Origin of the sequence: Nonomuraea terrae, from assembly GCF_044465245.1 — a bacterium.
Taxonomy (GTDB): Bacteria; Actinomycetota; Actinomycetes; order Streptosporangiales; family Streptosporangiaceae; genus Nonomuraea; species Nonomuraea terrae.
The window spans coordinates 354885-379618 of sequence record NZ_JBITLL010000008.1; the positions used below are offsets into that span (position 1 = coordinate 354885).

Here is a 24734-nt window from a genome sequence, read left to right on the forward strand (position 1 = left end):
CGGTCCTAGGTATGCCGTACGCCCCTGAGCGTCGGAGATAGGGCATCCACCCGATGTGGGCGAGGGGGTCTTAGCGCGAATCTTGAAGATGTCAGGAAAAAGTGCGAATCGGCAGGAGAACTTCCGTGAATCCCGAGATCGGATACCAGCTCATGAAGTCCACCACGGACGAACTGCACCGCGCGGCCGCCGAACACCGGCTGGTACGCGACGCGCAGCGGCACAACAAGGCCGAGCGCCGCTCGGTGTTCGGCAAGCGCCGTACCTCATGACCGCCCCACGAGAGCCCGGCCATCTGCTCACCCATGGCCGGGCCTCAGCGCCCCCTTGACCGGGCGGCAGATACCCCCAAAAGGTGTCGAAAGTTGCTCATGGGACGTGAAATGCTGAATGACATGCGGGGACGTTCTGTCAGTCCCGTCTTCGTGGGGCGGGAAGAGGAGGTCGCCACTCTGGCCGAGTGCTTCGAGGAGGCCAGGAAAGGGGCGATGACGGCCGTCCTGCTGGGTGGCGAGGCAGGGGTCGGCAAGACCAGGCTCGTCCAGCGCTTCGCCGAGCAGTGCACGGCCCTCGGCGCCCACGTGCTGTTCGGTGGCTGCATCGAGCTGTCCACCGAGGGCCTGGCGTACGCGCCCTTCACCGCCACGCTGCGCCAGCTCGTCCGCGAGCTGGGCCCGGCGGCGGTCACCAAGCTGCTGCCCGACGGCGCCGAGCGCGACCTCGCCCGGCTGCTGCCCGAGTTCGGCGAGCCGAGCGGCGACGGCGAGACCGACACCGGCCGCGCCCGCCTCTTCGAGCAGTTCCTCACCCTGCTCGAACGCCTCTCCGAGTGCCGCCCGACTGTCCTCGTCATCGAGGACATCCACTGGGCCGACCGCTCCAGCCGCGACCTCATCGCCTTCCTCAGCCGCAACCTGTACATCCCGCGGGCCCTGATCGTCATGACGTACCGCTCCGACGACCTGCACCGCCAGCACCCGCTGCGGCCGGTGCTGGCCGAGCTGGGCCGGGTCCAGGGCGTGCACCGGCTCGACCTGCCGCGCCTGTCGCGTGACGAGGTCGGCCAGCAGATGACCGCGATCCTCGGCAGCACCCCCGAGTACGCCAAGGTCCAGAAGGTCTACGAACGCAGCGAGGGCATCCCGCTGTTCGTGGAGGCCATGCTGGAGAGCGGCGACGAGTGCACGTTCCCCGACTCCATGAACGACCTCATCCTCGGCTCCGTCGAGCGCCTGCCGGAGGAGACCCAGCGTGTGCTGCGCGTCGCCGCCGCGGGCGGCATCCGGGTCGGCCACGCGCTGCTGGCTGCCGTGAGCGGCCTGTCCGACGTCGAGCTGGAGACCGCCCTGCGCCCGGCCATCGCCGGCAACGTCCTGCAGATCGCCGACAGCCGCGCGTACGTCTTCCGGCACGCCCTCATCCGCGAGGCCGTCCACGACGAGCTGCTGCCCGGCGAGCACCAGCGCCTGCACCGCAGGTTCGCCGAGGAGATCTCGAAGGACCGCGGGCTCGTCCCGCCGGGCCGCGCCGCCGTCGAGCTGGCCCACCACTGGTTCGGCGCCCGCGACGACCGCTGGGCCCTGATCTCGGCCTGGGACGCGGCGCTGGAGTCGTTCAAGTCGTTCGCCTACACCGAGGCCATCCCGCTGCTCGAACGCGTCCTCATGCTGTGGGACCGGGTGGACGACGCGGCGGGGCTCATCGGCGCCGACCACACCGCCGTCCTGGAACGCGCGGCCGAGGCCGGCGGCGCGGGCGGCGACGTGGACAAGGGCGCGAAGTTCGTGAAGGCCGCCCTGGCGGAGCTGGACGAGACCCGCGAGCCGGAGCGGGTGGCCCAGCTCATCGTGCGCCGCACGCCGTTCATCGACTCCAAGGGCAAGCCCGGCGTCATCGAGGACCTCCGCCACGCGCTGCGCCTCGTCTCCGGCTCCAGCCGCGACCGCGCCGAGGTCCTCACGCCGCTGAGCCGCCACCTGATGCTGCGCGGCGAGATCGACGAGGCGAACGAGCTCATCGACGAGGGCCTGCGACTGGCCAGGAAGTACGGCGACGCCTGCCTGGAGGCCGACCTGCTGCTGAACATGGGGCTCGGCCACTCGCTCCGCGGCGACATGGAGTCGACCATCCGGGTCAACGAGCAGGCGCTGCGCATCGGCCGGGAGGCCGACTCCGGCCGCGTGATCCTGCGGGCGATCGGCAACAGCATCGACGCCCTGCTCGACATGGGCCGCCACGACGAGGCCCTGCGCATGTCGGAGGACGGTTGGCGGATCGCCAAGAAGTACGGCCGGCTGCGCGCCAGCGGCCTGTTCATCAAGAACAACTGGGCCGAGTCGCTGGAGGCGCTCGGCCGCTGGGACGAGGCCGTCGAGATCGTCGAAGGCGCGCTCAGCCACGGCCCCGTGCTGCGCACCCGGCACTCGTTGCTGCGGGTGCGCGCCGACATCGCCCTGGCCAGGGGCGAGCTGACGCTCGTCGAGAGCATCCTGTCGGAGATCGGCGTCTTCAAGGGCCGCCGCGAGGAGTACATCCAGGACGTCATCAGCAACGCGCGGATGCGCATCGGCTGGTTCCTGAGCCGGGGAGAGCGCGGCGCCGCGCTGGAGGAGGCCGAGCGGGTGCTCGCGCATCCCCGGCAGTCGAGCAAGGCCGTGCTCAGCTGGCGGCTGCTCTCGCTGCTGCGCACCGTCTGCGACGCCGCCCAGGAGATCGAGCCGCAGCGTACGGCGGCTCTGCGCGAACACGCCGCCGGGGTGGCCACCGAGCTGTCGGTCATCGGGCCCGTCGTGGAGGCGTACCGGCTGTCGTACAGCGGGGACTTCGACGCCGCGGCGGCGGCCTGGGAGCGGCTCCAGCGCCCGCACAACGCGGCCATGGCCCTGCACCGGGCCGCCGCGGCCGCCGCGCACGGCGGCGACCGGGAGGGGGCGGCGGCCCGGCTGAAGAAGGCGCTGCCGCTGGCGCAGGCGCTGCGCGCGACCCCGCTGACCGAGCGGATCGAGACGCTCCTGCGTCGGGTGGGCGGCGGCCCGGCGGCGCCGGAGCAGTCCGAGCTGCTGACGCCGCGCGAGCGCGAGGTGCTGCGCCTGGTGGCCCAGGGCCGCACCAACCGGGACATCGCCGCCGAGCTGTTCATCTCGGCGAAGACGGTGAGCGTGCACGTGTCCAACATCCTGGCCAAGCTCGGCGTCACCACCCGCGGCGAGGCCGCCGCGGCGGGACACCGCCTGTCGCTGCTGTCCCGCTAACGAGCGAGCGCCTGCACCAGCAGGACGACGCCGAAGATCGCGAACGCGGCCGCGGCGCCGTACCGGACGGCCTTCTCCGGCAGGTGGCGGCCCATCAGCCGGCCGACCAGGATGGCGAGCGCGTCGGCCGCGACCATGCCCACCGTGGAGCCGATCCACGTGCCCACCCAGCCGTGCTGCGTGGCCAGTGTGACCGTGGCCAGCATGGTCTTGTCACCCAGCTCGCTGAGGAAGAACGCCACGGTGACCGCGATGAGCGCGTTCCTGGTGACCCGCTGGGCCTTGCGCGACTCCTCCTCGGTCAGCTCGTCGCCGCGCAACGTCCACAGCGCGAACCCGAGGAAGGCCACCCCCGCCACCACCTCGATGGCGGTGGTCGGCAGCGCGTCCCCGATCAGGCCGCCCACGGCGACGCTCAGCAGGTGCACGACGGTCGTCGCGATCGTGATGCCCAGGAGCACAGGGCCGATCTTGAAACGGGTGGCGAACGTCATCGCCATCAGCTGGCTCTTGTCACCCAGCTCGGCCACGAAAATGGCGACGAGACTGATCCAGAACGCTTCCAACGGTCCCCTTCCGCGCGACCGGGCCGGAAGCGAAACCCGGGGAGTTTTCGGGCACGGCTTCGGCCCGGCAGCATCGTGTCGAATGGCTGCCAGGCCGAAGGTCTCGTCCGCCCGTATGAGGCCCGCGTGACCGGGCGCGCGAACGCGCCAGTGTGTCGATCACACGATTGGGACTACTCCCCTTCGGAAATTCTCAGACACCTTAACAGGAGCGGCGGCGCGCCTATTCCCCGAGGGAGCAGCAGACCAGCACCGGCTCGTTGACCAGCGTCACCCCGAACTTCTCGCGCACCCCGTCGCGCACTTCCCTGGCCAGCGCCAGCAGGTCGTCCGTGGTGCCGCTCCCGTCGGGGTTGGTGAGCGCGAGCGTGTGCTTGGTGGAGATGCGTACGGGCCCGCGTTCGTAGCCCTTCGGGTAGCCGGCCTGCTCGATCAGCCACGCGGCAGGCACCTTGACCAGGTCGCCGGGCATCTCCCAGCGCGGATGCCCGGGAGCGCGCACCGCCAGCTCCGCGGCCTGCTCGGCCGGCAGCAGCGGATTGGTGAAGAACGAGCCCGCGCTGCGGCTGTCGGGATCGGCCGGGTCGAGCACCATGCCCTTGCCGCGGCGCAGCTCCAGCACCGTCTCACGCGCCGCCGCGAGCGGCATCCGGCCGCCGATCTCGGTCTGCAGCCTGGCGGCCAGCTCCGCGTAGGCCACCGGCCCGGACAGCTCGGAGACCTCCAGCGCGTACGTGACCGCCAGCACGACGTAACGCGCCGGGTCGCGCTTGAAGACGCTGTCGCGGTAGGAGAAGCCGCACTGCCGCGCCTCCAGGTCGACGACGTGCCGCGTCAGCCGGTCGTAGGCGCGGACGCACCGGATGGTCTGGGAGACCTCCTGGCCGTACGCCCCGACGTTCTGGATGGGGGTCGAGCCGACCAGGCCGGGCACGCCGGACAGGCACTCGATGCCCGACCAGCCCTCACCCACCGCGCGGACCACGAGCGCGTCCCAGTCTTCGCCCGCCTCGGCGGTGACGACCACCTGCTCGCCGTCGCGCGAGACCGACACGCCCCGGGTGACCACCCTGATGACCAGCCCGTCGAAGCCCTCGTCGGCCACCACGACGTTGCTGCCGCCACCGAGCACCAGCGTCGGCACGCCGTTCCTGTCGGCCTCGGCGACCAGCGACACGAGCTCCTCCGCCGTCGCGGCCTCCGCGAACTCGCGGGCCGGCCCTCCCAGGCGCAGCGTGGTGTACGGCGCGATCATCTCCATGAGCACCTAGCTTAGGAGGCGCGCAGCATGCGCAACACCTCGCCGTAGTTGCGCCGGGCCTCCCGGTCACGGTAGTCGGGCGCGACGGCGTGCGGCTCCAGCGCGACCACCGGCAGCGGCTCTTGCGGCACCACCAGGTCGCCCGGCAGCGCCAGCGACAGCTCCAGGTCGGCGTTGCCGGCATAGCGGGCCTCCGCCGGCAGCGCGCGGAACGCCTGCGCCCTGCGCACCGCCATGAGCTCCCCGGTCAGCGCCCGCACCTTGCCCGGCCCGGCCGGCCGCGGCTCGCCGTCCCCCGGCTCCGCGCCCTTCCAGCCGGCCGCCACCGCGCCCTCCGCGACCGCCGCGATCAGCGGGGTCAGCGCGTCGCCGCGCAGCAGGACGTACGTCTCCATCAGCACGTGCACCTCGGACTCGTCCAGCTGCAGCAGCTTCATCCGGCTCTCGCCCCACGTCGCGGTGCCGCCGCGCCAGTGCGGCGTCTCGGCGACGTGCCAGGCGGTGATCCGTTCCGGATACCGCTCGGCCAGCTCGCGCAACACGTCGCCGGCGCCGTCCACGTTGCCGAGGTCGAGCGCGAGCACGCGGGCGCGCGTGTGGTCCATCACCGACAACACGCTCTTCATGACGTCGTCGGGCCAGCCGTCGACCAGCAGGCTCACCGTGGCGGTGACCTCCTGGGTCTCCACGCGCTGCCGCTCGACGTTGACGCCGAGGGTGTCGAGGCGGTTGGTGGCCAGCGTGCCGTCCCAGGTGCGCTGGGCGTGCAGCATGCCGTCGCCGCGGTCGCCGTGCTGCTCGGGGTCGCCGGAGAAGCCGAGCTCGGCGGCCGGGTTCATCCGGGCGTGCTCTCCCGCCGGTCTGGCACCCGCCGTACCCACGCCGGTCGCCGCGCCGGGCCGCCTCCCCCGGGCGGGGGCCGTCGCGCCGCCCGCCGTGTCACGCCCGGTGCCGACCGTCCCGGCGATCTGCTCGACCCGCGCGGGGCGCAGGTGTCCGGGACTCCGGGCGTCGGTCACAGCGGAGACGGGGATCGATCGAACCGTGGGCCAGACATCACTCATAGTTGAACCCGCTACCCGGCAGAGGGCCGCCCTATCAGGTGAGCTGCACCACGGCACGCGCCTTCGACAACACCCGCACGTCGCCCGACTTCGCGGTCAGCGCGATCACCACCCGCTTGTCCTCGAGCTTCTCCTCCACCACGCCGCTGACCGTGATCACGGCCCCCATGTCGTCGTCGGGCACCACCACCATCGAGGAGAACCGCACCCCGAAGTCGACCACCGCCCCCGGATCACCCGCCCAGTCCGTGATGAATCGTCCGGCCTGCGCCATCGTGTACATCCCGTGCGCGATCACGTCCGGCAACCCGACCATCCTGGCGAAACGCTCGTTCCAGTGGATCTGGTTGAAGTCGCCGGACGCGCCCGCGTACATCACGAGGTCCAGCCGGCGCACGTTGTAGTCGACGGGCGGCAGCTCCTGACCGACCTCGACCTCGTCGTACCTCACCGCGGCGGTCATCTCAGGCGGCCCCTCCGCGCTCGACGATCGTGTTGTACGTCACGCAGACCGGCTCGCCGTCGACCGTCGTCACGTCACTCCTGATCGTCAGCAGCTCGTTCTGCCCGGCCGTGCGGATGTCGGTGATCGTGGAGGTCAGGACCAGCCGGTCGCCGGCGTGGATGGGGCGGACGTACTCGAAGCGCTGCTCACCGTGGACGACCATGGCGACGTTCACCCCCAGGCCGGGGTCCACCAGCGCCTCCCCGCCGCTCTGCAGGCTGAACACGATGGGGAACGTGGGTGGCGCGATCACGTCGGGGTGACCTGCGGCCCGGGCGGCCTCCTGGTCGCGGTAGAGCGGGTTGCCGTCGCCGATCGCCGCCGCGAACTCCCTGATCTTCACCCGGCTGACCTCGTAGGGGGCGGTGGGCCCGTACGATTTGCCGACGAAGTCACGGTTCAAGGCCATCTGCTCCCTCGCATCTCTCCCGAGCACTGCCGTCGGCGAACGCTAACGGAACAACGTTCGGCCGGCGGGGTTGATGGCCTTGATTTTGCCCACAGCCAGGGCTTTCACGCCCGGGAGTCAGCCGGTGACGGGGTTGCGGCGGAGCATCGCGGCGGCCGCCGCCACGACCACCAGGACGAACGCCGCCAGGCCGATCAGCGAGGCGTCCAGGGACGCGCCGAGACCGGTCGCGACGCCCATGCCGAGGACCGGCAGCGCGAGGCCGACGTACCCGGCGAGGAAGATCCCGGCGATGGCCTCACCGCGCGCGTCGGCGGGGGCGAGCATCGCGGCGGTGCCCAGGGCGCCCTTGAGCAGGATCCCCGAGCCGCTGCCGGCGACCAGGCCGCCGACGAGGAAGCCGGGCGTGCTGGCCGCCAGCACGCCGGCGGCCAGCACGAGGACGCCCACCGCGGTCATCCAGAAGCCGACGGCGAGCTGACGCTGCAACGTCAGCCGGCCGAGCCCCATCTGCGCCACGGCGGCGCCGCCGAACACCAGGAACGCGGCCACCCCGGCCACGACGGGCGACGGCTGCCCGATGGCGGCCAGGAAGCTCGGCGCCAGTGAGGTGAACAGGCCCAGGATGGCGAACAGCCCGAAACTCGCGCCCGCGACCGCGAAGTAACGCAACCGGGCGTGGGACGGCACGACCACCCGCTGCGGGCGGTACGCCCGCGCCTGCCGCACCCTGACGGTCTCCGGCACCAGCCACAACCCCACGAGCGACAGGACGAGCAGCACCAGGAACACCACGAACGGCACGGTCAGCTTGGCGTCGGCGTACTGCACCAGCACGCCCGCGAGCAGCGGGCCGAGGCCGATGCCGCCCAGGTTGGCCGCCGTGGCGACCAGCGTCGGGCGGTTGTGCGAGCTGCCCGGCCGGATGACGGCGTTCAGCTCGGCGAGGTACGCCGTCGCCGTCGCGGTGGCCATGCCGACGCTCAGCCCGCTCACCACCCGGGCCACGATGAGGCCGGGCAGGTCCGGCCAAACAAGGAAGAGCACGGCCGAAACGGTCTGCAAGAGGATCGCGGGCAGCAGGATGCGCCGCCGCCCTCGCCAGTCGGACACATGGCCGGCCAGGAAAATGCTGATCACGACGCCGACGGAGTAGGCCGCGAAGGCCACCGTCACCATCATCGTGGAAAAGTGATCACGTTCTCGATAGAGGTTCCACATCGGCGTCGGCGCCGCCGAGAAGGCCATCTCGACGGCGAAGACGTAAGCGACGATCCAGAACCCGATGCCGTGGCGGGAGCTCGACGCCCGCACCACGGCGCTGCGCGTGGCCACGCTAACTCCTTGAAATCATCAACTATGTACCTCGCAACTATGCGGGACGGTATGTCATCTCCGCCAACAATTGATTATGTTGACAACCATCTCCAACAGAGATGGGAGGGATGATGGACCTACGCCATCTGGAGGTCTTCCTGGCGATCGCCGAGGAGGGCACTCTCACGGCGGCCGGCGAGCGGCTGCACCTGGTGCAGTCGGGAGTCTCCAGCACGCTGCGCGCCCTGGAGAGCGAGCTCGGCGCGCCGCTGTTCATCCGTACGGCGCGCAGGGCGGTGCTCACCGACGCGGGGCTCGCGCTGTTGCCGGAGGCCAGGGCCACTCTCGCCGCGGCTGACCGCGCCCGGCAGGCCGTCGCGGAGACGCTGGCCGAGGTGCGGGGGCCGCTCGTGGTCGGCACGATGACGCCGCTGCGGGTGCTCGACCTGCCCCGGCTGCTCGCCCGCTTCCAGGCCGCCTATCCGCAGGTCACGGTGAGCATGCGGGCGTTCCCCGACGGGTCGGCCGGCCTGATCCGGGCGCTGACGGACGGCCTGCTCGACGCGGCGTTCGTCTCGATCACCACGCCGCCGCCGGCCGGGGTGGAGCTGCGCGACCTGACCCGCCTCCCGCTACGGCTGATCCTGCCGCCCGGTCATCCGTACGCCTCCGCACCGGACGTCTCACTGGCCGAGCTGAGCGGGGACCGGTGGATCGACTCGCCGCCCGGGTTCGGCAACCGGGCGATCGTGGACGAGGTGTTCGCCCGGGCGTCGCTCCAGCGCTCGATCACGCTGGAGACCGCCGACGTGACGATGATGCCCGCGTACGTACGGGCCGGGCTCGGGGTGGCGCTGGTGCCGGGTTTCGTGCCCCTCGACGGGGTCCGCGTGCAGCGCCTGCGCGGCGAGGAGCTGTGCTGGACCATGTCGCTGGCCACGGCCACGGCCCGCTCAGGAAGACGCGTGGTCCGAGCCTTCACCGAAGCCGTCGCGAACGAGATGCGCCTCGTCACCCAGCAGAACCGCCCCTGACGCACGCCCCGATATCCGGGGGCAGACACGACGAACCGGCGCCCTGTCACAGGACGCCGGTTGGTGCGCTATGGAGGATAAGGGGGAAGAGGCTCTGCCCGGGGACCTAGCGGGTCTCGCGGTGCGCGCGGTGGCAGCGGCAGTTGGGGCAGTACTTCTTCAGCTCAAGCCGATCCGGGTCGTTACGCCGGTTCTTCCGCGTGATGTAGTTGCGGTGCTTGCACTCCTGGCAGGCCAGCGTGATCTTCGGCCTAACGTCGGTGGCAGCCACTTGGGAGTGCCTTTCTACGTTTGGGACATGGACACGCCCGTACCCAGGTCGGTGGACCTGGGTGAGGGCAGTAGCGGAGGCCGGACTTGAACCGGCGACACAACGATTATGAGCCGTTTGCTCTGCCAGACTGAGCTACTCCGCCTTTGGGCCGGTAACGACCCGGCCTCGTAGAGGATACCCGAAGCGGTGAGCACATTAGTAACTCGCCCGATCGGGTGGGGTGCTCCCAGTATGCCTCAGGAACCCCCGTCACTCGAAATCAATAAGCGGCGAACCCCCGCCCGCCACCGCATCGAGGGTGATCAGCGTAGCAGCGCCCGCCACACCCCGCGAACCCGGCCACAGCGGCCGGGAACCCGGGAAGCCGAAGCAAGCATCCTCTGGGTGGGCATAACGCCGGAAAAGGGGACATTGTTCCAGCTCACAACGACGAACGCCCGGCTCCGCGTTTCTCGCGGCCCGGGCGTTGTGGCTGTTCAGAAGTGGAGCCCCCAAACGGAATCGAACCGTTGACCTTCTCCTTACCATGGAGACGCTCTGCCGACTGAGCTATAGGGGCCTGTCCGGCGCTGCGGACAGGTGTAACCATACACGGCACTCAGCGATGATGCGAACTCGTTCGGGCCTCCGCCGGCTCGTCGATCGCGCGCCGCACGGGAAAGTCGATGACCTCGCACAGATCCGCCAGGTCGACGTGCCTGGCCACCTCGGCCACGGACATGCAGTCGGCGACCACCCGGCCGTTTCTGCGCACCCGCAGCACCTGTCGACCCGCGAGCACGGCGCCCACCACCTCGTAACCGTCGAGGCCCACCCATCGTCTTTCCACAGCGGCACACCTTAGCCGCCGGGTCTCTCATTTTTCGCCACGCCACAGGCGTTACCGCCATACCGACTCAGTACCGGTAGAACCCGGCGAAGTCCTTCTTGGGCGCGATGTCGTCCACGCGCACCACGGCGCCGGTCTCGGGGGCGTTCATCATCTTCCCGTTGCCGAGGTAGAGGCCCACGTGGTGGGTCCTGACCCTCCGCTTCGTGACCTTTCCGAAGAACACCAGGTCACCGGGGCGGGCGGAGGCGACCCGGCGCAGTTTGCGCACCTGGTCGTCGGTGTTGCCGGGGCCCAGGACGTCCTCGCCCCGGGCCAGGGCGTAGACCCAGCGCACGAACCCCGAGCAGTCGAGCCCGGTCGTCCGGGCGGCCGGGCAGGGCTTGATGCTGCCCTGGTAGCCCACGCAGGTGCCCTTCGAGGGGCCGGGAGACGCCGCGTGGCCGCCGCCCCACGAGTAGACGATCCCGAGCTGTTCGAGCTCGTACGCGATCCGCACCGTCGGCGGCGGGACGGGCAGGCTCAGTGGGGCGGAGGCCGTGGCGGCCAGCACGAGCAGCGCCACCGCCACGGCTGGCCGCCTTTTCATCCCACACCCCCCGAAAAAACATGGGCTTGGGATTTATCCTGCCTTATCGAGACTTGAGAGTGAGTTTCACCGAACCGACTGTGACGTTCATCCCGACCGTGCCCTTGCTCTTGCTCGGTTTGGTGGTGAACTCGAACGTCACCTGCTTCCCGCGCGGCAGCTCCTCGACCCGGCACGACACCGCCGTGCCGCTGAACTTGCAGGCGGGCGCCTTGACCACGCGCTGGCCGCCGAACGCCCGGCCCGAGACCTTGATGTCCTTGACGGGGTGCGGGCCGGTGTTGGCGACGGTGACCCGATAGCGCGTACGGCTCTTCGCCGCGCCGGACACCCGCACCTCGGCCGGCGGGTTGACCAGCGACTCAAGCGCGGACTCGGTGCCGTTGAAGGCGTTCTGGCCGCCGACGAGCGGGCCCTTCTCGGCCGACTGCCAGAACGTGTGCCGCTTCCAGCTCTTCGGCAGCTCCCCCGGCTCGCTGCCCCAGCGGGCCAGCCAGAGCGGATTGGCCGCGAACGCCTTGGAGTCGCCCGTGCAGGTCCGCCACCAGCTCGTGGTGGTGTAGATGATCGCGTGCCGGCCGGTCACCTCGCGGTACCTGCCGGTGAAGTCCTTCAGCCAGGTGACCATGTCCTTGGCCGAGAGCCCGTAGCAGTTGTTCTTGCCGTTCCGGTCCTTGTACGGGTTGTCCTCGACGTCGAGGACGCCCGGCAGCGTCCGGCCGTCGCTGACCCAGGTGCCGCCGTTCTGGAGGAAGAAGTCGGCCTGGGCGGTGCCGTCGGATTCGTGCGGCTGCGCGAAGTGGTACGCGCCCCGGAAGAGCCCGGCCGCCGCGGCGCCGCCGTACTGGGCCTCGAAACGCGGATTGCGGTAGTCGGTCCCCTCGGTGGCGTGCACGAACGCGAACTTGGCGCCTCCGGCGGCGGCGGTGGCCCAGTCGATGTCGCCGGTCCAGTTGCTCACGTCCACGCCGGGGACTCCGTCGGCCGCCTGGGCGACGCCGGTCATCCCGACCGTGGCGATTACCGCAATGAATAACAGACGTTTCACGCCGGAGATCATTGCGGAGCCACACACAATTCCGCAAGTCGCGAAATATCAACTGCTTTTGTCGTATCGAGGCAATAGACCGGCCCCAACGGGAGCGGCCGGGCCCCGGCGACCCACTCCCGCCACCGCTCGCCGCGCCCTCAGCGTCACGGTGATCGTCCTTGCTGAACGGGAAGGCCCAGCGCGGGTCCGAGGGCCCGTGCCGGCGGGGTCGAGGCCGTGCACGGGCACGATCGTCCGCCGCGTGACCGCATGATGGCAGGGCTTGCGCAGAAATCTTGCTCACATGCAAGAAGCCGCACCTCAGAGGCGTGAAAAAGCTTCCCGGGCGCCGCCGCCGCGAACGGCGTTTCCGCAGGTCAGGGCGCTTCGTAAACGTGACATTCACGTTTGCCAAACCGGTTTGCCCTGCTCACACTGGTGCTGATCCTCGATTGCGCCCCCGACCAGGGGTTTCTTCGCCATGCCCGGAGGAGTTCAACCATGATCCACACCCGGGGCCTCACCCGAGTCTTCACGATGAGACGAAAGGAGAAAGTGGAAGCCGTACGCGGCATCGACCTCGACGTCGAGGCCGGTCAGCTCGTCGCCTTCCTCGGCCCGAACGGCGCCGGCAAGTCCACCACGCTCCGCATGCTCACCACCCTCCTGCCCCCCACCTCCGGCACCGCCACCGTGGCCGGCCACGACGTCGCCGATAATCCCGCCGGCGTGCGCTCCCGCATCGGGTACGTCGGCCAGCACAACAGCGCCGGCGAGGAGTACCGCATCCGCGACGAGCTCGTCACCCAGGGCCGCTGCTACGGCCTGCGCCCCAGCGAGGCCGCCGCCCGCGCCGACGAACTGCTCGACCTGCTCGACCTGACCCCGCTGGCCAAGCGGCTGCCCGGCACCCTGTCGGGCGGACAGCGCCGCCGCGTCGACATCGCGCTCGGCCTCATCCACCGCCCCGACCTGCTGTTCCTGGACGAGCCGTCCACCGGGCTCGACCCGAAGAGCCGCGCGGAGATCTGGCAGCACATCCTGCGGCTGCGGGAGGCGTACGGGACCACGTTGTTCCTCACCACCCACTACCTGGAGGAGGCCGACAACATGGCCGAACGGGTGGTGATCATCGACGGCGGGCGCATCATCGCCGACGGCACGGCAGAGCAGCTCAAGAACGACCTGGCCGGCGACCGCGTCGTCATCACCACCGGCACCGACCAGGACGCCGAGAAGGCCGCCCGCATCGGCGGCGGGACGGCCGAGGGCACCACCGTGACGCTCCGGGTGGACCGGGCGACCGCCGCGCTGCCCGACCACCTGCGCACCCTCGACGCGGCCGGCGTCAAGGTCGTCACCGCCGAGACCATCCGGCCCACCCTCGACGACGTGTTCCTCAGCCTGACCGGGAGAAGCCTCACCGATGACGACATTCCTGCGTGACACCACCATCGTCTTCTCCCGCGAGATCAGGCCGAGCCTGCGCAATCCCGTCGGGCTGCTGTTCGAGATGGGGCAGCCGCTGCTGTTCCTGTTCCTGTTCGGGACGCTGCTGAGCGGGGCGGTCGGGTCGTCGTGGCAGTGGTTCGTGCCCGGCATCCTCGTGATGATGTGCCTGACCGGGCCCCTGGGCGCCGGGTACTCGCTGCTGGTCGAGCTGCTCGGCGGCGCATTGGAGCGCATGCTGGTGACGCCGCTGAACCGTACGGCGATGCTGGTGGGCAAGAGCATGAAGGCCACGATCACGCTGCTCGTGGAGGCGGTGCTGATCATCGTCGTGGCCGTGCCGCTCGGCTTCGAGCTGCACGTCGCAGGGGTGCTGGCCGGGCTGGCCCAGCTCGCGGTCTTCGCGGTGGGCCTGGGCTCGCTGTCGTTCGTGCTGGCCATCAAGTCGGCGCCCAACGGCACCCTGTTCTACATGGTCAGCCAGTCGGTGCTCTTCCCGCTGCTGCTGCTGTCGGGGGTGCTGCTGCCGCTGGAGACCGCCCCCGGGTGGCTGCGCATCCTGGGACAGCTCAACCCGGTGACGTACATCGTGGACGCGCAGCGGGCGCTGTTCGCCGGCCACCTCGCCGACCCCTCGGTCCTGTACGGCACCATCTCGGTCTGCGCCATCGCCGCGATCGGCCTCCACCTGGGCAACCGCGCGATCCGGAAGGGCGTCTGACCGGCAGGATGGGGCCATGACGAAGCTCGTCGCGACCCACACCGTGCCGTGGATCCCCGTGGCCCACCGCCTGGACCTCCTCCTCTCCGAGACCCTCCCGCCCGTGGACCGGACGACGTCCGCGTTCGCGTTCGTGGCCGACGAGCCGGGCAGGACGCTCATGACCTGCGTGGACCGCGAGGGCCGCGGCTGGGACATCCCCGGCGGCCACCTGGAGCCCGGCGAGAACGCCGCCGACGCCGCGGCCCGGGAGCTGTACGAGGAGACGGGGCTGCGCGTGCCCGTCTCCTCGCTGTCGGCCTTCGCCTGGCAGCGGATCGAGCTGCTGGAGCCGGCGCCCGACGGATACCGGTATCCGGAGCTGGCGTACATGGTGATGTTCCGCGGGAGCGTGCCGGGGCCGGGGGCGCCGACGCGGCCGCCGGCCGGGTCGGAGAGCACCCGGGCCGACTGGCTGTCCGCGACCGAGATCGGGCGCGTCTGCGCTCAGAGCACCTGGCTGCCCCTGGTGGAGATCGCGCGGGCGCGGTCCACGTCGTCGCTGCGGTAGAGGCGCTCGGGGATCGTCGCCAGGGTCGACGGGCGCACCCGGGGGCCGAGGCCGTACAACTGCTGGAAGCTCATGATCAGCGGGCGCCAGGCGTCGGGGTCGATGCGGTCGTCCGTACCGGCCATACGGATCTCCTCGTGTACCCAGACGCGCTGCACCCGCACCTCGAACGCCACCACCCCGCCGTCGTCCACGGGGTGGTGGCGTTCGAGCACGGACTCCATGGCCACCGGGCACTCGGCCACCCGCGGCGGCGCCACCGTCTCCGACGCGACGGCGGTCAGCCCCGCGCGGCCGAACTTGTCCCGGACGAACCGGTAGCCGCGCTCGTGCTTGCGCTCGGGAACGGGGTCCGCCCCCGTGGTGAGCGCCAGCCGATCCACGGCCCCGGCGAGGGCGTCGGAGGGCAGGTTCAGGACGCACTCGCGGGTCCTGAGCAGGTTCTGGGCCGTCTTCGACCGGACCCCCAGCCCCAGCACGGCCCGCCATCCCAGCCAGAAGGCCGACGACATGGGGGCCAGGTTGGGCGTCCCGTCCTCGTCGCAGGAGGAGATCAGGACGACGGGGGTGCCGAAGTAAAGGATGTTCGGTTCGAGAGAGGTGTGCGCGCGGGCAACCGGACGCGTGTCAATGCTCATGACCGTCCACTCTCACCGCAGGCCGGGCCGCGTGCTGGCGGCCTTCGGACCTCTCTTCGAGCTCAGCGCGGCAGCAGCTTGAGCGTCGTCGTGCGCGCGCCGGACGACACGATGGTCGCGACGTAGTTCTGGCCGTAGCGGTGGTACTTGCTGCGGTACGCGGCGTCGATCTGCTCGTTGAGGCCGGGGTCGTCCTCCGCCACGAAGCTGACGTCCCGGTCGACGCCGCCCGCCTGGATGCGTCCCTGGCCGCTGGCCTTGGCCGCGCGGTACCACCGGCCGTCGTCGCCCTTGTAGGAGCGGACGTAGAGGTCGTCGTCGTGGCGGACGACCCAGATCGGGACCGGCCGCAGCCGCGTGCCGTCGCCGCCCAGCGGCGCGACCTCCAGCTCGTCCGCCGTCGCGATCCTGTTGATCTCGTCACTCGTCCAGGTCGTCATCGGTCCGTCCCCCTCGTGGTCAATGGCCTGGTCCCTTGATCTTGACCGCTGGGGGACGCGCTCAGGCGGCAGGCTCGCCGCTCAGCGCGGCCATCACTTTCCGCGCGAACCTGTGCATATGCGGATCGAGGCCCTCGATCGGCAAGTCGAGGACCTCCGGCAACGCCACCCACCTGACCGCGGAGAACTCGTCCCGGTCGAAGGAGGTGACCGCCTCGACGTCCACGACGTACCAGAGGGACACGTCCGTGTGCGAGCGCGGGCCGCGGGTCGGCGTCACGGTGATGAAGAACGGCCGGTCTCCCGCCACGGCGGACGGCACCGCGGGGACGTGCAGCTCCTCCTGGCATTCGCGGACGACGGTCTGCCACGGGGACTCCCCCGGCTCGACGTGGCCGCCGCTCGGCAGCCAGAGGCCGGCCTTGCGGTGCGCGACGAGCAGCACCTCCTCGCGCGGGCTGAGGGCGACGAAGTAACTCACCAGGTGAGGGTCGGGGACGTCGGGCTCCCGCGTGCGGTAGAGGGGCGCGCCGCCGGCCGCCCACGACGACGCCCGTGCGACGTGGGCGGCCTCCTGCTCGTCCCAGGGGACGATCTCGTCGATCCGCCGTACGAGATCGTCCCTTTCGATGTCCGGAACGTCGGCCCCTATGGTGTGCTCCATGACCACAAGTCTGAGGCTCGCCCCGATCACCCGGGCCAACATCGACCGTGCCATCGCCGTCCGGGTCCGGCCCGACCAGGAGCGATTCGTCTCGCCGGTGGTGAAGTCGCTCGCCGAGGCGTACGTGCACCCCGAGGCGTGGCCCCGCCTCGTCCTCGACGGCGACACCCCCGTGGGCTTCCTCATGGCGTTCATCGACATCGACTGGGACGACAAGGGCGTCGACTTCCGTTCCGGCCTGTGGCGGCTGAACGTGACACCCGAGGCCCAGGGGCGCGGCGTCGGCCGTTTCGCCGTCGAAGCCGTGGCCGGCGAGCTGCGCAGGCGCGGCGCGACCCGGATGTACGTCACCTGGGAGCCGGGCGACGGCGGCCCCGAGGGCTTCTACCGCAAGCTGGGCTTCCACCTCACGGGTGAGATCAGCGGCGGCCAGACGGTCGGGGTGCTCGACCTGGTGTGAGGGCCGGTCAGCGGTCGAAGGAGAGGGCGGCCAGGGACGACAGGGCGCCTTCGTCCATGAGGCCGCCGTCCCACGTGGTGGTCAGGCGGGTGATCTCGCCGGCCTTGCCCAGCTCCAGCGCCACGACCCCGCGCGGGACGGTGTGGCCGTCGGCCTTCCACTCGTAGCCGCCTCCCTGGTCGCCGGCCACGACGTGGCGCACGGAGGCGCCGGTGCCGTACGGCAGCTCGCGCAGGGCGCGGCCGAGGTAACGGCCGATCGCGGCCCGCCCCTGGATCGTGGTGCGCAGCGTGAGGTCCTCGAACACCGCGTCGGCCGCGAAGAGCCGGGCGGCGGCCTCGGCGTTCCCGGCGGCGAACGCGGCGTTCAGGTTCCGGGAGACGGCCGTGCCGCCATCGTGCAGTCGCTCGGCGACGAGGCGCCGGAGAGCTCCCCGCGCTTCCTGGCCCTGGCTCTCGACGCGCTGCGCCCCGACGGCGCCGCCCCGCTGGCCTCCGCGCCCCGCCGGACCGGCTCGTCAAGGCCATGCAGCGGCCCCCTGTGGTCGTCCGCCGCCGTCCGGGCGGAACGCCGTAGGCGGCTCGTGTGTTGCAAGGGTTCATGACGGCCAGTACGTGACCTGACCGCGAAGTGAGAGGAACACCAGTGAGCAGTGTGATCATCATCGGGGGCACTTCGGGCATCGGATTGGAGCTGGCGAAGGAGTACGCCGCCAGAGGCCGGTCCGTCGTGGTGACCGGCCGCGACCGATCCCGGGCCGAGAAGGCCGCGGCCGAGGTGGATGCCGTCGCGCGCGGGGGCGCCGACGGGAACGTTCCACGGGCCCGCGGTCTCGCCGTCGACCTGAGCCGCCCGCAGGAGGTCGCCGCCGCCCTGGAAGGCGTCGGCCCGGTCGACCGGCTCGCCCTCGCCGCCATCGAGCGCGACCTCAACTCCATCAAGGACTACGACGTGGACCGGGCGATCCGGCTCACCACGCTCAAGCTGGTGGGTTACCACGCGGTGGTGAGCGCGCTGCTGCCGCGGTTCACGCCCGAGAGCTCGGTGCTGGTGTTCGGCGGGGTGGCGAAGGACCTCCCGTACCCGGGGTCCACGACGGTGTCGACGATCAACGCCGGTGTCCTGGGCATGACGAGGACACTCTCCGTCGAGCTGGCCCCGGTCCGGGTCAACTCCCTGCATCCGGGCATCGTCGGCGACTCGCCGTTCTGGCGGGACAAGACCGACCAGCTGGCGCAGGTCCGCAGCCGCTCGCTGACCGACCGGCTGCCCACCACGGCGGACGTCGTGGACGCGTCCGTCTTCCTGCTGGAGAACCGGGCGGTGAACGGCGTCGACCTCCGGCTCGACGGCGGCACGCGCGAGAAGTGAGCCACCGGCCCGTCACCGCGCCCCGGTGACGGGCCCTCCATCGGGGTACGGTGACGAAATACGCACATTGTGCGACCGTGGTTCCGACCAGTGATCTGGTGATAGCGATGCCCACGACCACCACCCGCGTCAACCACCCGTTCTTCGCGAGCGTGTGGCCGCTGCTCAGCCGTGTCATGGGACGCGGCGGCATGGACGAGCACCGCAAGGCGCTGCTGGCCGGCCTGAGCGGGAACGTCGTCGAGATCGGAGCGGGTCACGGCGTCATGTTCGCCCACTACCCGCCCGCGGTCACCCGGGTGCTGGCGGTCGAGCCCGAGCCCCACCTGCGCCGGCGCGCCGCCGAGGCCGCGGCGAGGGCGCCGGTGCCGGTCGAGGTCGTCGACGCCGTGGCCGACCGTCTGCCGGCCACCGACCAGAGCATGGACGCGGCGGTGTTCGCGCTGGTGCTGTGCTCGGTGCCGGATCCCGCCGCGGCGCTGGCCGAGGCGCGGCGCGTGCTCAAGCCGGGCGGCGAGCTGCGCTTCCTGGAGCACGGCCGCGCCGACACCCCGGGGCTGGTACGCGTCCAGCAGGTGATGGACGCCACCTTCTGGCCGCGCCTGGCGGGCGGCTGCCACACGGGCCGCGACATCGTGGCCGAGGTGCAGCGGGCCGGCTTCGCCATCCGTACGCTGGAGCGCTACCGGTTCCCGTTCGGCGGCACGCCGTTCTCCTTCCACATGCGCGGCACCGCCACCCGTCCCTGAGCCGCGCACACAAGCGGAGCGGGCGCCCCGTCGAAGAGGCGCCCGCCCGGTTCTCCCCCGCTTCCCGCCTCCCTCACTGAGGCGGGAAGGTGTGATCAGTTGTAGGAGCGGTAGCCGCCCCAGCCGTAGTGGTTGCTCCAGCCGTAGCCGCCCTTGAACCGGATGTCCTGGACGTCCTTCGGGAAGATGATCGGGCTGCCCTTGTCGAAGAAGCCCTTCGTGGAGTAGCGGTTGAAGTGGTACCACTCGCCGTGCCGCTTGTAGTAGACGTCGAAGTACGTGAACCCGCGGTCACGGCGGTCCTGGTCCCACAGCTTGAAGTCCAGCCAGTAGTGGCCGCCCTTACGGCCCCACTGGTAGGCGATGCGGCCGTCGTGGCCGCCGGTGTTGAAGTACTTCCAGCCGCCCGAGAAGGACTGGGCCGAGGCGGCGACAGGGGCGCTCGCCGTGGTGGCCGTGGCGGCGGAGGCAGCCGGAGCCGCGAATATCCCCGTGGCCAGGGCACCGGCGAGGGCGGTGCCGACGAGCAGCTTGCGAACGTTTCGCACAGTTTCCTCCAGTGAGAGGGCGTCCTCGGGACGAGAACGCCGGTTTCCCCGTACCGGACACGTGTTCCGGACAACGCTCACGTTAGGGAGGACAGGCGATCAGTTCTGTGGCCAAATACGCATAACCCGCTGAACGTGCATTACTCCACAGAACGGGCCGTAGAGGGGCAGAGCGTCACGGCGTGGCCCGTGGCGCTGAGCAGGTGTTCCGCGGAGGAGAGCACGTCCATCAGCTCGGGCCGGGTGAGCGAGTAGAACGACTGGCGCCCCTCGGCGCGGTAATCGATCAGGCCGCAGTCACGCAGGCAGGCCAGGTGCTTGGAGACCGTCGACTGGGCCAGCCCGAGCTCGCCGGTCAGGTCCACGACCCTGGCCTCGCCCCGGGCCAGCCGTTGCACGATGCGCAGCCGGGTCTCGTCGGCCAGCGAGTGGAACAGCGCCGCCGCCGGCGACAGACCGGCCGCGATGCCGGCGGTGACGCAACGCTCTGAATCAATCGCCATACGGCGATGGTATCCCCTCGCGGGGCGCGGGAGCTTTGGGGGCAGCGACGGACTCTCCGTGGCAATTCGTCGGCCAAACCTCACTCCGGCATTCACATCACCAACGGCCAATCAATGAAATCTTGCGTGACCTTCCGGGCAACCGGGCCTTCATGTTCTCGATTTCGCCCGAGAGCGCTACTACGATCAAGGTTTCGCTAGCCATTGTTCGCGTATTACCTAGGAAAACCCTGCTCAATGCCTATATAACGGCAAGTTGCCTAAAAGGTGACTATTGGCTTTTTCGGTGGATTAGGCCAGCCGATCATCCGCTGATCTGGTCCGACTAGATATTTCCGGAGAAGTAGTGGCTGTTCGTGTTGGGGGTGACCGCCAGGTCAGGCGGCAGGTGATGCACCGCAGGCCCCGGGTGGCTGTCCAGCCGCTCGGCCTGGCCGGCATCGACCTGATCTGCATGGCGTTCACCGCGGCCGTCGCCGGGCAGGAAGCGCTGCGCATCGGGCTCGCGGCCGTCCTCGTCGTGGCCTTCGGCTGCGTCGGCCACGTCTACGCTGCGCGGATCCTGCCCTCAACCCTGGATCGCGGTTTCTGGCTCACCGGAGCCGGGGCGGCCGCCGCGCTCGCCGCGTTCTGGCCGGCGACGCTCACCGTGGTGGGGCTGAGCGCGGCGCTCTTCACCGTCTGCGCCCTCTGCCTGCGCAGCGTCCTGTACTTCCTGGTACGCAGGGCCCGCATGAACGGCAGGTCGGCCCCCGCCGTGGTGATCGGCGCCGGCCCGCACGCGCACAAACTGGCCGCCACCCTGCTCGCCCACCCCGAGTACGGCCTCCTCCCCCTGGGCTTCCTGGACGAGGCCGCCGGAGACAGGCCGCTCCTGCCCGTCCTCGGCGGTCCCGCCGACACGGGCGCCGTCATCCGGGCCCACGACGTACGGGCGGTGGTCGTCACCGGGCAGGGGCACCCGTCGGTCGCGAGGACGGCGCGGGCCCTCGGCTGCCAGGTGTTCCTCGCCCCCGAGCCGGGCGAGCCGGTCGCCGACTTCGTCAGCCTGCGCGAGCACGTACGCGGTTTCCCGCTGGTCCGCATGCGCGCCGAGGCGCAGCACAGCCTGGCCTGGCCGCTGAAGCGGGCGATCGACGTCGCGCTGGCCCTGACCGGGCTGATCGTCAGCGCGCCGATCCTGGCGGTCTGCGCGCTGCTCGTCCGCTGGGAGACCGGCCCCGGCCTGCTGTTCAAGCAGCGGCGGGTGGGCTACCTCGGCGAGCCGATCGAGCTGGTCAAGCTCCGCACGCTGAAGCCCGTGGACGCGCACGAGTCGGAGACCCTGTGGAGCATCGCCCACGACGCCCGGGTGGGGCCGGTCGGCCGGATGCTCCGCCGGACGTCGTTCGACGAGCTCCCCCAGCTGTGGAACGTTCTCAAGGGCGACATGAGCGTCGTCGGGCCCCGGCCGGAGCGCCCCTACTTCGTGGAGGAGTTCTCCAGGACCGTCCCGGGCTACGAGCTGCGGCACCGGATGCCGGTGGGGATCACCGGATGGGCCCAGATCCACGGGCTGCGCGGGGACACCTCGATCGAGGACCGTGCCCGCTTCGACAACCACTACATCGACGGGTGGAGCCTCCGTACCGACCTCAAGATCATCTTGCTGACGGTGTGGTCGATGCTCCGGCCGGGCGGGAGCTAGCCATGGGGGCTCTGCGTGGGCGACCCAGTCTGGCGGCCGCCGTCACGGTGCTGCTCGCCTGCCTCCCGGCGGGCGGGGCGGACGCGCCCGCCGGCGTGGACGTCACGGCGTCGGACGTGGCCTCGGTGCTGCTGGTCGCGATCGCGGCCGGCGTCCTGTTCACGACCAGCCGGGCCCTCTCGCCCGGCCTCGGGCGCGGGACGGGCGGCTGGGCGGGCCAGGGGGTGCTGCCGGTGCGGGCCGTCGTGCTCGCTCCCGTCGCGGGGGCGGCCGCGCTCGCGCTGCTGGCCTCACCCGACACGCTGGTGAGCCTGCCGGGGTTCGTACGCTTCCTCCAGGTCTTCGTGCTGGTCCCGCTGGCCGTCCTGGTGACCGTACGGGACCGGGCGGACGTCGTGATCGTCGGCGGGGCGCTCGTCGGGGCGGCGACGCTGCAGGGAGTGATCGGCTGCGTCCAGGTCCTCACCGGCACCGGCGCGGCCTACGGAGGCGAGCGGGTACGCGCCGTCGGCACCTTCGGCGCCCCCGACGTCATGGCGATGGCGACCATGGTCAGCTACGGGATCGTCATCCTGCTGGGCGCCGGCCTGACCCTGCGCGGTCGGGGCCGGGTCCTCGCGCTGGCGGGCGCGGCCCTGCTCTGCGTGCCGCTCGCGCTCTCGCTCAGCCGCGGCTGCTGGATCGCCGTGCTGGGCGCGGCCCTGGTGGTGGTCTTCCTGCGCAGCCGGGTGCTCGCCGCCCGGGTCGTCCTCGTCGGGGCGGCGGCCGCGGTGCTCGCCTTCGCGACCGGCACCGGGTCCGACCTGATGGACCGGCGGCTGGCCTCGATCGCCTCCGCCGTCAGCGACCCCGACCAGTCGGTGAGCGACCGCTACAGCCTCTGGCTCGCCGCCACCCGCATGTGGGCGGAACATCCGGCGACCGGGGTCGGCCCGCGCAGGTTCGGTGAGCTGCGCGACACCTACGCCCCGATCGAGCTGTCCTCCGGCAGCGACACCGACGACCCGGTGCACGGATACCAGCGCCGGCCGCTGCTGTCGCCGCACAACATGTACCTGCTGACCCTCAGCGAGCAGGGGCTGTTCGGGCTGGGTGCGTTCGTGGCGTTCCTGGGCTGCCTGACCTGGTGGGCCCTGCGCGGCGGCGCGCTGGTCGCGGCCGGGCTGCTGACCTGCCAGACCATCAGCTTCGCGTACGGCGACATCGGCGGCCCCTCGACGACGGTCATGTCCGTCGCGCTCGGACTGGCTCTGGCGCTCGTCGCCGGCCGCCGCGAGACGACCGCCCCGGTCGAGGCGGCCACGCCGGTGGGGGCGGCGCGATGACGGCAGCCACGTCGGCCACCGTGAAGGCGGTCAGCATCACCGCCGTGCTGACCGGGCTCGGCTCACTGCTCGGGTTCGTCCGCGACCTGCTGCTCGGCATGCTGTTCGGGGCGGACGCCGGCACCGACGCCTTCCTCGTCGCCTGGACGATCCCGGAGACGGCCGCGCCCCTGCTCATCGAGGGCGCGATGGCGTTCGTGCTGGTGCCGCTGTTCAGCCGGTGGATCGAGCTGGGTCACGACGTGCGCGAGCTGGTCTCCGCGACGCTGCCGTACCTGTGTCTGGGGCTCGTGGCGCTGAGCGTGCTGACCGCCGCCGCGGCACCGTGGCTGGTGGGCGTGCTGGCGCCGGGCATCCCGCGACCGGAGATGGCCGTCGACTGCATGCGGGTGGCCTCGGTGACGATCCTGACGTTCGGGCTGGCCGGGTACCTCAGCGCGGCGCTGCGCTCCCACCAGTCGTTCACCGCGCCGGCCGCGATCTACGTGGCGTACAACGTGGGGATCGTCGCCTGCGTGGTCGCGCTGCGGGAGCAGGGCGCGTACGCCGCCGCGGTCGGGGTGGCCGCGGGCGGCCTCGGCATGGTGCTCGTCCAGGCGCCGGCCTTCCTGCGGCGCTTCGGGACCCCGCGCCGGACCGCGCGGCGGGTGCCGCTGCCGGTGCTGGCGTTCCTGCCGGTCGCGGTCTTCACGCTGGCCCGCCAGTGCCAGGTCTTCGTCGAACGCTTCGTCGGATCGTCGCTGCCCGAAGGCTCGATCTCGCACCTCAACTACGCCCAGAAGATCGCCCAGGTGCCGATGGTGCTGTCGCTGATCGTGGCGACCGTGAGCTTCCCGCAGCTGGCCCGGGCCATCAGTGCCGGGGACGACGGGCGGGCGCGCCGCCGGATGACGCGGGACCTGGTCGCCGCCTCGGCGATCGTGCTCCCGGCCGCCGCGGTCCTGATCGTCTGCGCTCCCGACCTCGTCGCCGTCCTGCTGCAGTACGGCGCCTTCACCGCGGCCGACACCGAGGCCACCGCGCAGATCATGCGCGTGTACGCGCTGGGCCTGCTCGGTCAGGCCGTCGTCGGGGCCGTGAGCCGGGCGTACTTCTGCCGGGCCGGCTCGTACTGGTACCCGACGGCCGCGATGGCCGCGGGCCTGGCCGTGACGGTCGTGCTGGCCCGCCCGTCCTGGGGCACCACGGGGATCGCCGCGGCCAACGCGGCCGGGATCACGCTCACCGCCCTGCTGCTGGTCGCCGGGCTGCGGCGGCGGGTCATCACCCTGCCGCCGCGCGCGGTCGCCCGGCCGATCGGCGGCCTGCTCCTGGCCGCCACGGCCGCCGCCGGAGCGGGCTGGGCGGTGCGGGCGCCGGCCGCGGACCTGCCCGAGCTGGTCCGCCTCACCGTGACCGGCGCCGCCATCGCCGCCGTCTTCTGCGCCGTCGTGGTGGCGACGCGGGCCGTGACGGCGCTCACCGACGACACCCCGACCAGGATGCGAGGCCGCGCGTGAC

General features: G+C 71.2%; 28 protein-coding genes and 2 tRNA genes. 12 read left to right on the top strand and 18 right to left on the bottom strand.

All coding sequences use genetic code 11. The features are described 5' to 3' along the window. The first annotated feature begins 125 nt into the window (after positions 1-125). Entirely contained in the window at positions 126-272 is a 147-nt protein-coding gene (locus ACIBP6_RS40000; protein WP_397059558.1) for a hypothetical protein, read from the top strand. Positions 273-395: 123 nt separating this feature from the next. Continuing rightward, a complete protein-coding gene (locus ACIBP6_RS40005) occupies positions 396-3251 on the top strand; it encodes an ATP-binding protein (protein ID WP_397059560.1) in 2856 nt (951 codons plus the stop codon). Here the strand turns inward: ACIBP6_RS40005 and ACIBP6_RS40010 are convergent. The 6 genes from ACIBP6_RS40010 to ACIBP6_RS40035 form a co-directional block, all read right to left on the bottom strand. Beyond that, positions 3248-3817, bottom strand: coding sequence for a TMEM165/GDT1 family protein (locus tag ACIBP6_RS40010; protein WP_132608127.1), 570 nt, complete (start codon positions 3815-3817; stop codon positions 3248-3250). The genes ACIBP6_RS40005 and ACIBP6_RS40010 overlap by 4 nt on opposite strands. Positions 3818-4040: 223 nt before the next feature. Next, positions 4041-5078, bottom strand: coding sequence for a UDP-N-acetylmuramate dehydrogenase (locus ACIBP6_RS40015; protein ID WP_397059562.1), 1038 nt, complete (start codon positions 5076-5078; stop codon positions 4041-4043). Between the two features lie 11 nt (positions 5079-5089). Further along, on the bottom strand, positions 5090-6097 hold the full coding sequence (locus tag ACIBP6_RS40020; protein WP_397059564.1) for a hypothetical protein: 1008 nt from the start codon (positions 6095-6097) through the stop codon (positions 5090-5092). A 79-nt stretch (positions 6098-6176) separates the two neighbouring features. Further along, a complete protein-coding gene (locus ACIBP6_RS40025) occupies positions 6177-6605 on the bottom strand; it encodes a MaoC family dehydratase (protein WP_397059566.1) in 429 nt (142 codons plus the stop codon). 1 nt (position 6606) lies between these two features. Then, positions 6607-7056, bottom strand: a complete 450-nt coding sequence (locus ACIBP6_RS40030) for a MaoC family dehydratase N-terminal domain-containing protein (protein ID WP_397059568.1) — start codon at positions 7054-7056, stop codon at positions 6607-6609. A gap of 117 nt (positions 7057-7173) precedes the next feature. Further along, the gene (locus tag ACIBP6_RS40035) at positions 7174-8391 is read right to left on the bottom strand and encodes an MFS transporter (protein ID WP_397059570.1); all 1218 of its coding nucleotides are present in this window, start codon (positions 8389-8391) and stop codon (positions 7174-7176) included. Positions 8392-8504: 113 nt separating this feature from the next. Here ACIBP6_RS40035 and ACIBP6_RS40040 point away from each other — a divergent pair, with 113 nt between their 5' ends. Further along, positions 8505-9407, top strand: a complete 903-nt coding sequence (locus tag ACIBP6_RS40040; protein WP_397059571.1) for a LysR family transcriptional regulator — start codon at positions 8505-8507, stop codon at positions 9405-9407. Positions 9408-9513: 106 nt separating this feature from the next. Here ACIBP6_RS40040 and rpmG read toward each other — a convergent pair whose 3' ends face one another. From rpmG to ACIBP6_RS40070, 6 genes are all read right to left on the bottom strand, one after another. Further along, positions 9514-9678, bottom strand: coding sequence for a 50S ribosomal protein L33 (gene rpmG / locus ACIBP6_RS40045; protein WP_019632658.1), 165 nt, complete (start codon positions 9676-9678; stop codon positions 9514-9516). Positions 9679-9749: 71 nt separating this feature from the next. Continuing rightward, positions 9750-9823 (bottom strand) — tRNA-Met (locus ACIBP6_RS40050). A 341-nt stretch (positions 9824-10164) separates the two neighbouring features. Then, positions 10165-10240 (bottom strand) — tRNA-Thr (locus tag ACIBP6_RS40055). Between the two features lie 39 nt (positions 10241-10279). Then, on the bottom strand, positions 10280-10510 hold the full coding sequence (locus ACIBP6_RS40060; RefSeq protein WP_397059572.1) for a transposase: 231 nt from the start codon (positions 10508-10510) through the stop codon (positions 10280-10282). 67 nt (positions 10511-10577) lie between these two features. After that, positions 10578-11099 carry a C40 family peptidase gene (locus ACIBP6_RS40065; RefSeq protein WP_397059574.1) on the bottom strand — a complete coding sequence of 174 codons (522 nt, stop codon included), beginning with the start codon at positions 11097-11099 and terminating at the stop codon, positions 10578-10580. Positions 11100-11142: 43 nt separating this feature from the next. After that, positions 11143-12147: a GH25 family lysozyme gene (locus ACIBP6_RS40070; protein ID WP_397059576.1), complete on the bottom strand. Its 1005-nt coding sequence runs from the start codon at positions 12145-12147 to the stop codon at positions 11143-11145. Between the two features lie 483 nt (positions 12148-12630). On the opposite strand from ACIBP6_RS40070, the gene ACIBP6_RS40075 reads away from it, so the two are divergent. The 3 genes from ACIBP6_RS40075 to ACIBP6_RS40085 are packed head-to-tail and all read left to right on the top strand — an operon-like array spanning position 12631 to position 14849. Further along, positions 12631-13575, top strand: coding sequence for an ATP-binding cassette domain-containing protein (locus ACIBP6_RS40075; RefSeq protein WP_397059578.1), 945 nt, complete (start codon positions 12631-12633; stop codon positions 13573-13575). Continuing rightward, the gene (locus ACIBP6_RS40080; RefSeq protein WP_397059580.1) at positions 13556-14299 is read left to right on the top strand and encodes an ABC transporter permease; all 744 of its coding nucleotides are present in this window, start codon (positions 13556-13558) and stop codon (positions 14297-14299) included. The genes ACIBP6_RS40075 and ACIBP6_RS40080 overlap by 20 nt, the downstream gene beginning before the upstream one ends. 16 nt (positions 14300-14315) lie before the next feature. Next, the gene (locus ACIBP6_RS40085; protein ID WP_397059582.1) at positions 14316-14849 is read left to right on the top strand and encodes an NUDIX hydrolase; all 534 of its coding nucleotides are present in this window, start codon (positions 14316-14318) and stop codon (positions 14847-14849) included. Here ACIBP6_RS40085 and ACIBP6_RS40090 read toward each other — a convergent pair. The 3 genes from ACIBP6_RS40090 to ACIBP6_RS40100 all read right to left on the bottom strand — a co-directional run bounded on the left by ACIBP6_RS40090 (position 14786) and on the right by ACIBP6_RS40100 (position 16591). Next, positions 14786-15487 carry a flavin reductase family protein gene (locus ACIBP6_RS40090; protein ID WP_397059584.1) on the bottom strand — a complete coding sequence of 234 codons (702 nt, stop codon included), beginning with the start codon at positions 15485-15487 and terminating at the stop codon, positions 14786-14788. The two genes, ACIBP6_RS40085 and ACIBP6_RS40090, sit on opposite strands and share 64 nt — an antisense overlap. 62 nt (positions 15488-15549) lie before the next feature. Further along, the gene (locus ACIBP6_RS40095) at positions 15550-15927 is read right to left on the bottom strand and encodes a DUF2255 family protein (RefSeq protein WP_397059586.1); all 378 of its coding nucleotides are present in this window, start codon (positions 15925-15927) and stop codon (positions 15550-15552) included. 61 nt (positions 15928-15988) lie between these two features. After that, on the bottom strand, positions 15989-16591 hold the full coding sequence (locus ACIBP6_RS40100; RefSeq protein ID WP_397059588.1) for an NUDIX domain-containing protein: 603 nt from the start codon (positions 16589-16591) through the stop codon (positions 15989-15991). Between ACIBP6_RS40100 and ACIBP6_RS40105 the strand changes: the two genes are divergently transcribed. Beyond that, positions 16590-17051, top strand: a complete 462-nt coding sequence (locus tag ACIBP6_RS40105) for a GNAT family N-acetyltransferase (protein WP_397059590.1) — start codon at positions 16590-16592, stop codon at positions 17049-17051. The genes ACIBP6_RS40100 and ACIBP6_RS40105 overlap by 2 nt on opposite strands. Positions 17052-17058: 7 nt before the next feature. Here the strand turns inward: ACIBP6_RS40105 and ACIBP6_RS40110 are convergent, their stop codons facing one another. Further along, entirely contained in the window at positions 17059-17454 is a 396-nt protein-coding gene (locus ACIBP6_RS40110; RefSeq protein WP_397060272.1) for a nuclear transport factor 2 family protein, read from the bottom strand. Positions 17455-17696: 242 nt separating this feature from the next. Between ACIBP6_RS40110 and ACIBP6_RS40115 the strand changes: the two genes are divergently transcribed. Next, complete coding sequence (locus ACIBP6_RS40115; RefSeq protein ID WP_397059592.1) at positions 17697-18422, top strand: SDR family oxidoreductase; 726 nt, start codon at positions 17697-17699, stop codon at positions 18420-18422. A 107-nt stretch (positions 18423-18529) separates the two neighbouring features. Beyond that, the gene (locus ACIBP6_RS40120) at positions 18530-19171 is read left to right on the top strand and encodes a class I SAM-dependent methyltransferase (protein ID WP_397059594.1); all 642 of its coding nucleotides are present in this window, start codon (positions 18530-18532) and stop codon (positions 19169-19171) included. 95 nt (positions 19172-19266) lie between these two features. On the opposite strand, the gene ACIBP6_RS40125 is transcribed toward ACIBP6_RS40120, so the two are convergent. Then, entirely contained in the window at positions 19267-19719 is a 453-nt protein-coding gene (locus tag ACIBP6_RS40125; RefSeq protein ID WP_397059596.1) for a hypothetical protein, read from the bottom strand. Between the two features lie 140 nt (positions 19720-19859). Further along, entirely contained in the window at positions 19860-20222 is a 363-nt protein-coding gene (locus ACIBP6_RS40130; RefSeq protein ID WP_397059598.1) for an ArsR/SmtB family transcription factor, read from the bottom strand. Between the two features lie 346 nt (positions 20223-20568). Here ACIBP6_RS40130 and ACIBP6_RS40135 point away from each other — a divergent pair, with 346 nt between their 5' ends. The 3 genes from ACIBP6_RS40135 to ACIBP6_RS40145 are packed head-to-tail and all read left to right on the top strand — an operon-like array spanning position 20569 to position 24733. Then, complete coding sequence (locus ACIBP6_RS40135) at positions 20569-21909, top strand: sugar transferase (protein WP_397059600.1); 1341 nt, start codon at positions 20569-20571, stop codon at positions 21907-21909. 2 nt (positions 21910-21911) lie between these two features. Next, positions 21912-23234 (top strand): O-antigen ligase family protein, encoded by a 1323-nt coding sequence (locus ACIBP6_RS40140; RefSeq protein ID WP_397059602.1) that lies wholly within the window; start codon positions 21912-21914, stop codon positions 23232-23234. Then, a complete protein-coding gene (locus ACIBP6_RS40145; RefSeq protein ID WP_397059604.1) occupies positions 23231-24733 on the top strand; it encodes a lipid II flippase MurJ in 1503 nt (500 codons plus the stop codon). Before ACIBP6_RS40140 ends, ACIBP6_RS40145 begins: the two co-directional genes overlap by 4 nt. The last annotated feature ends 1 nt before the right edge of the window (position 24734 follow it).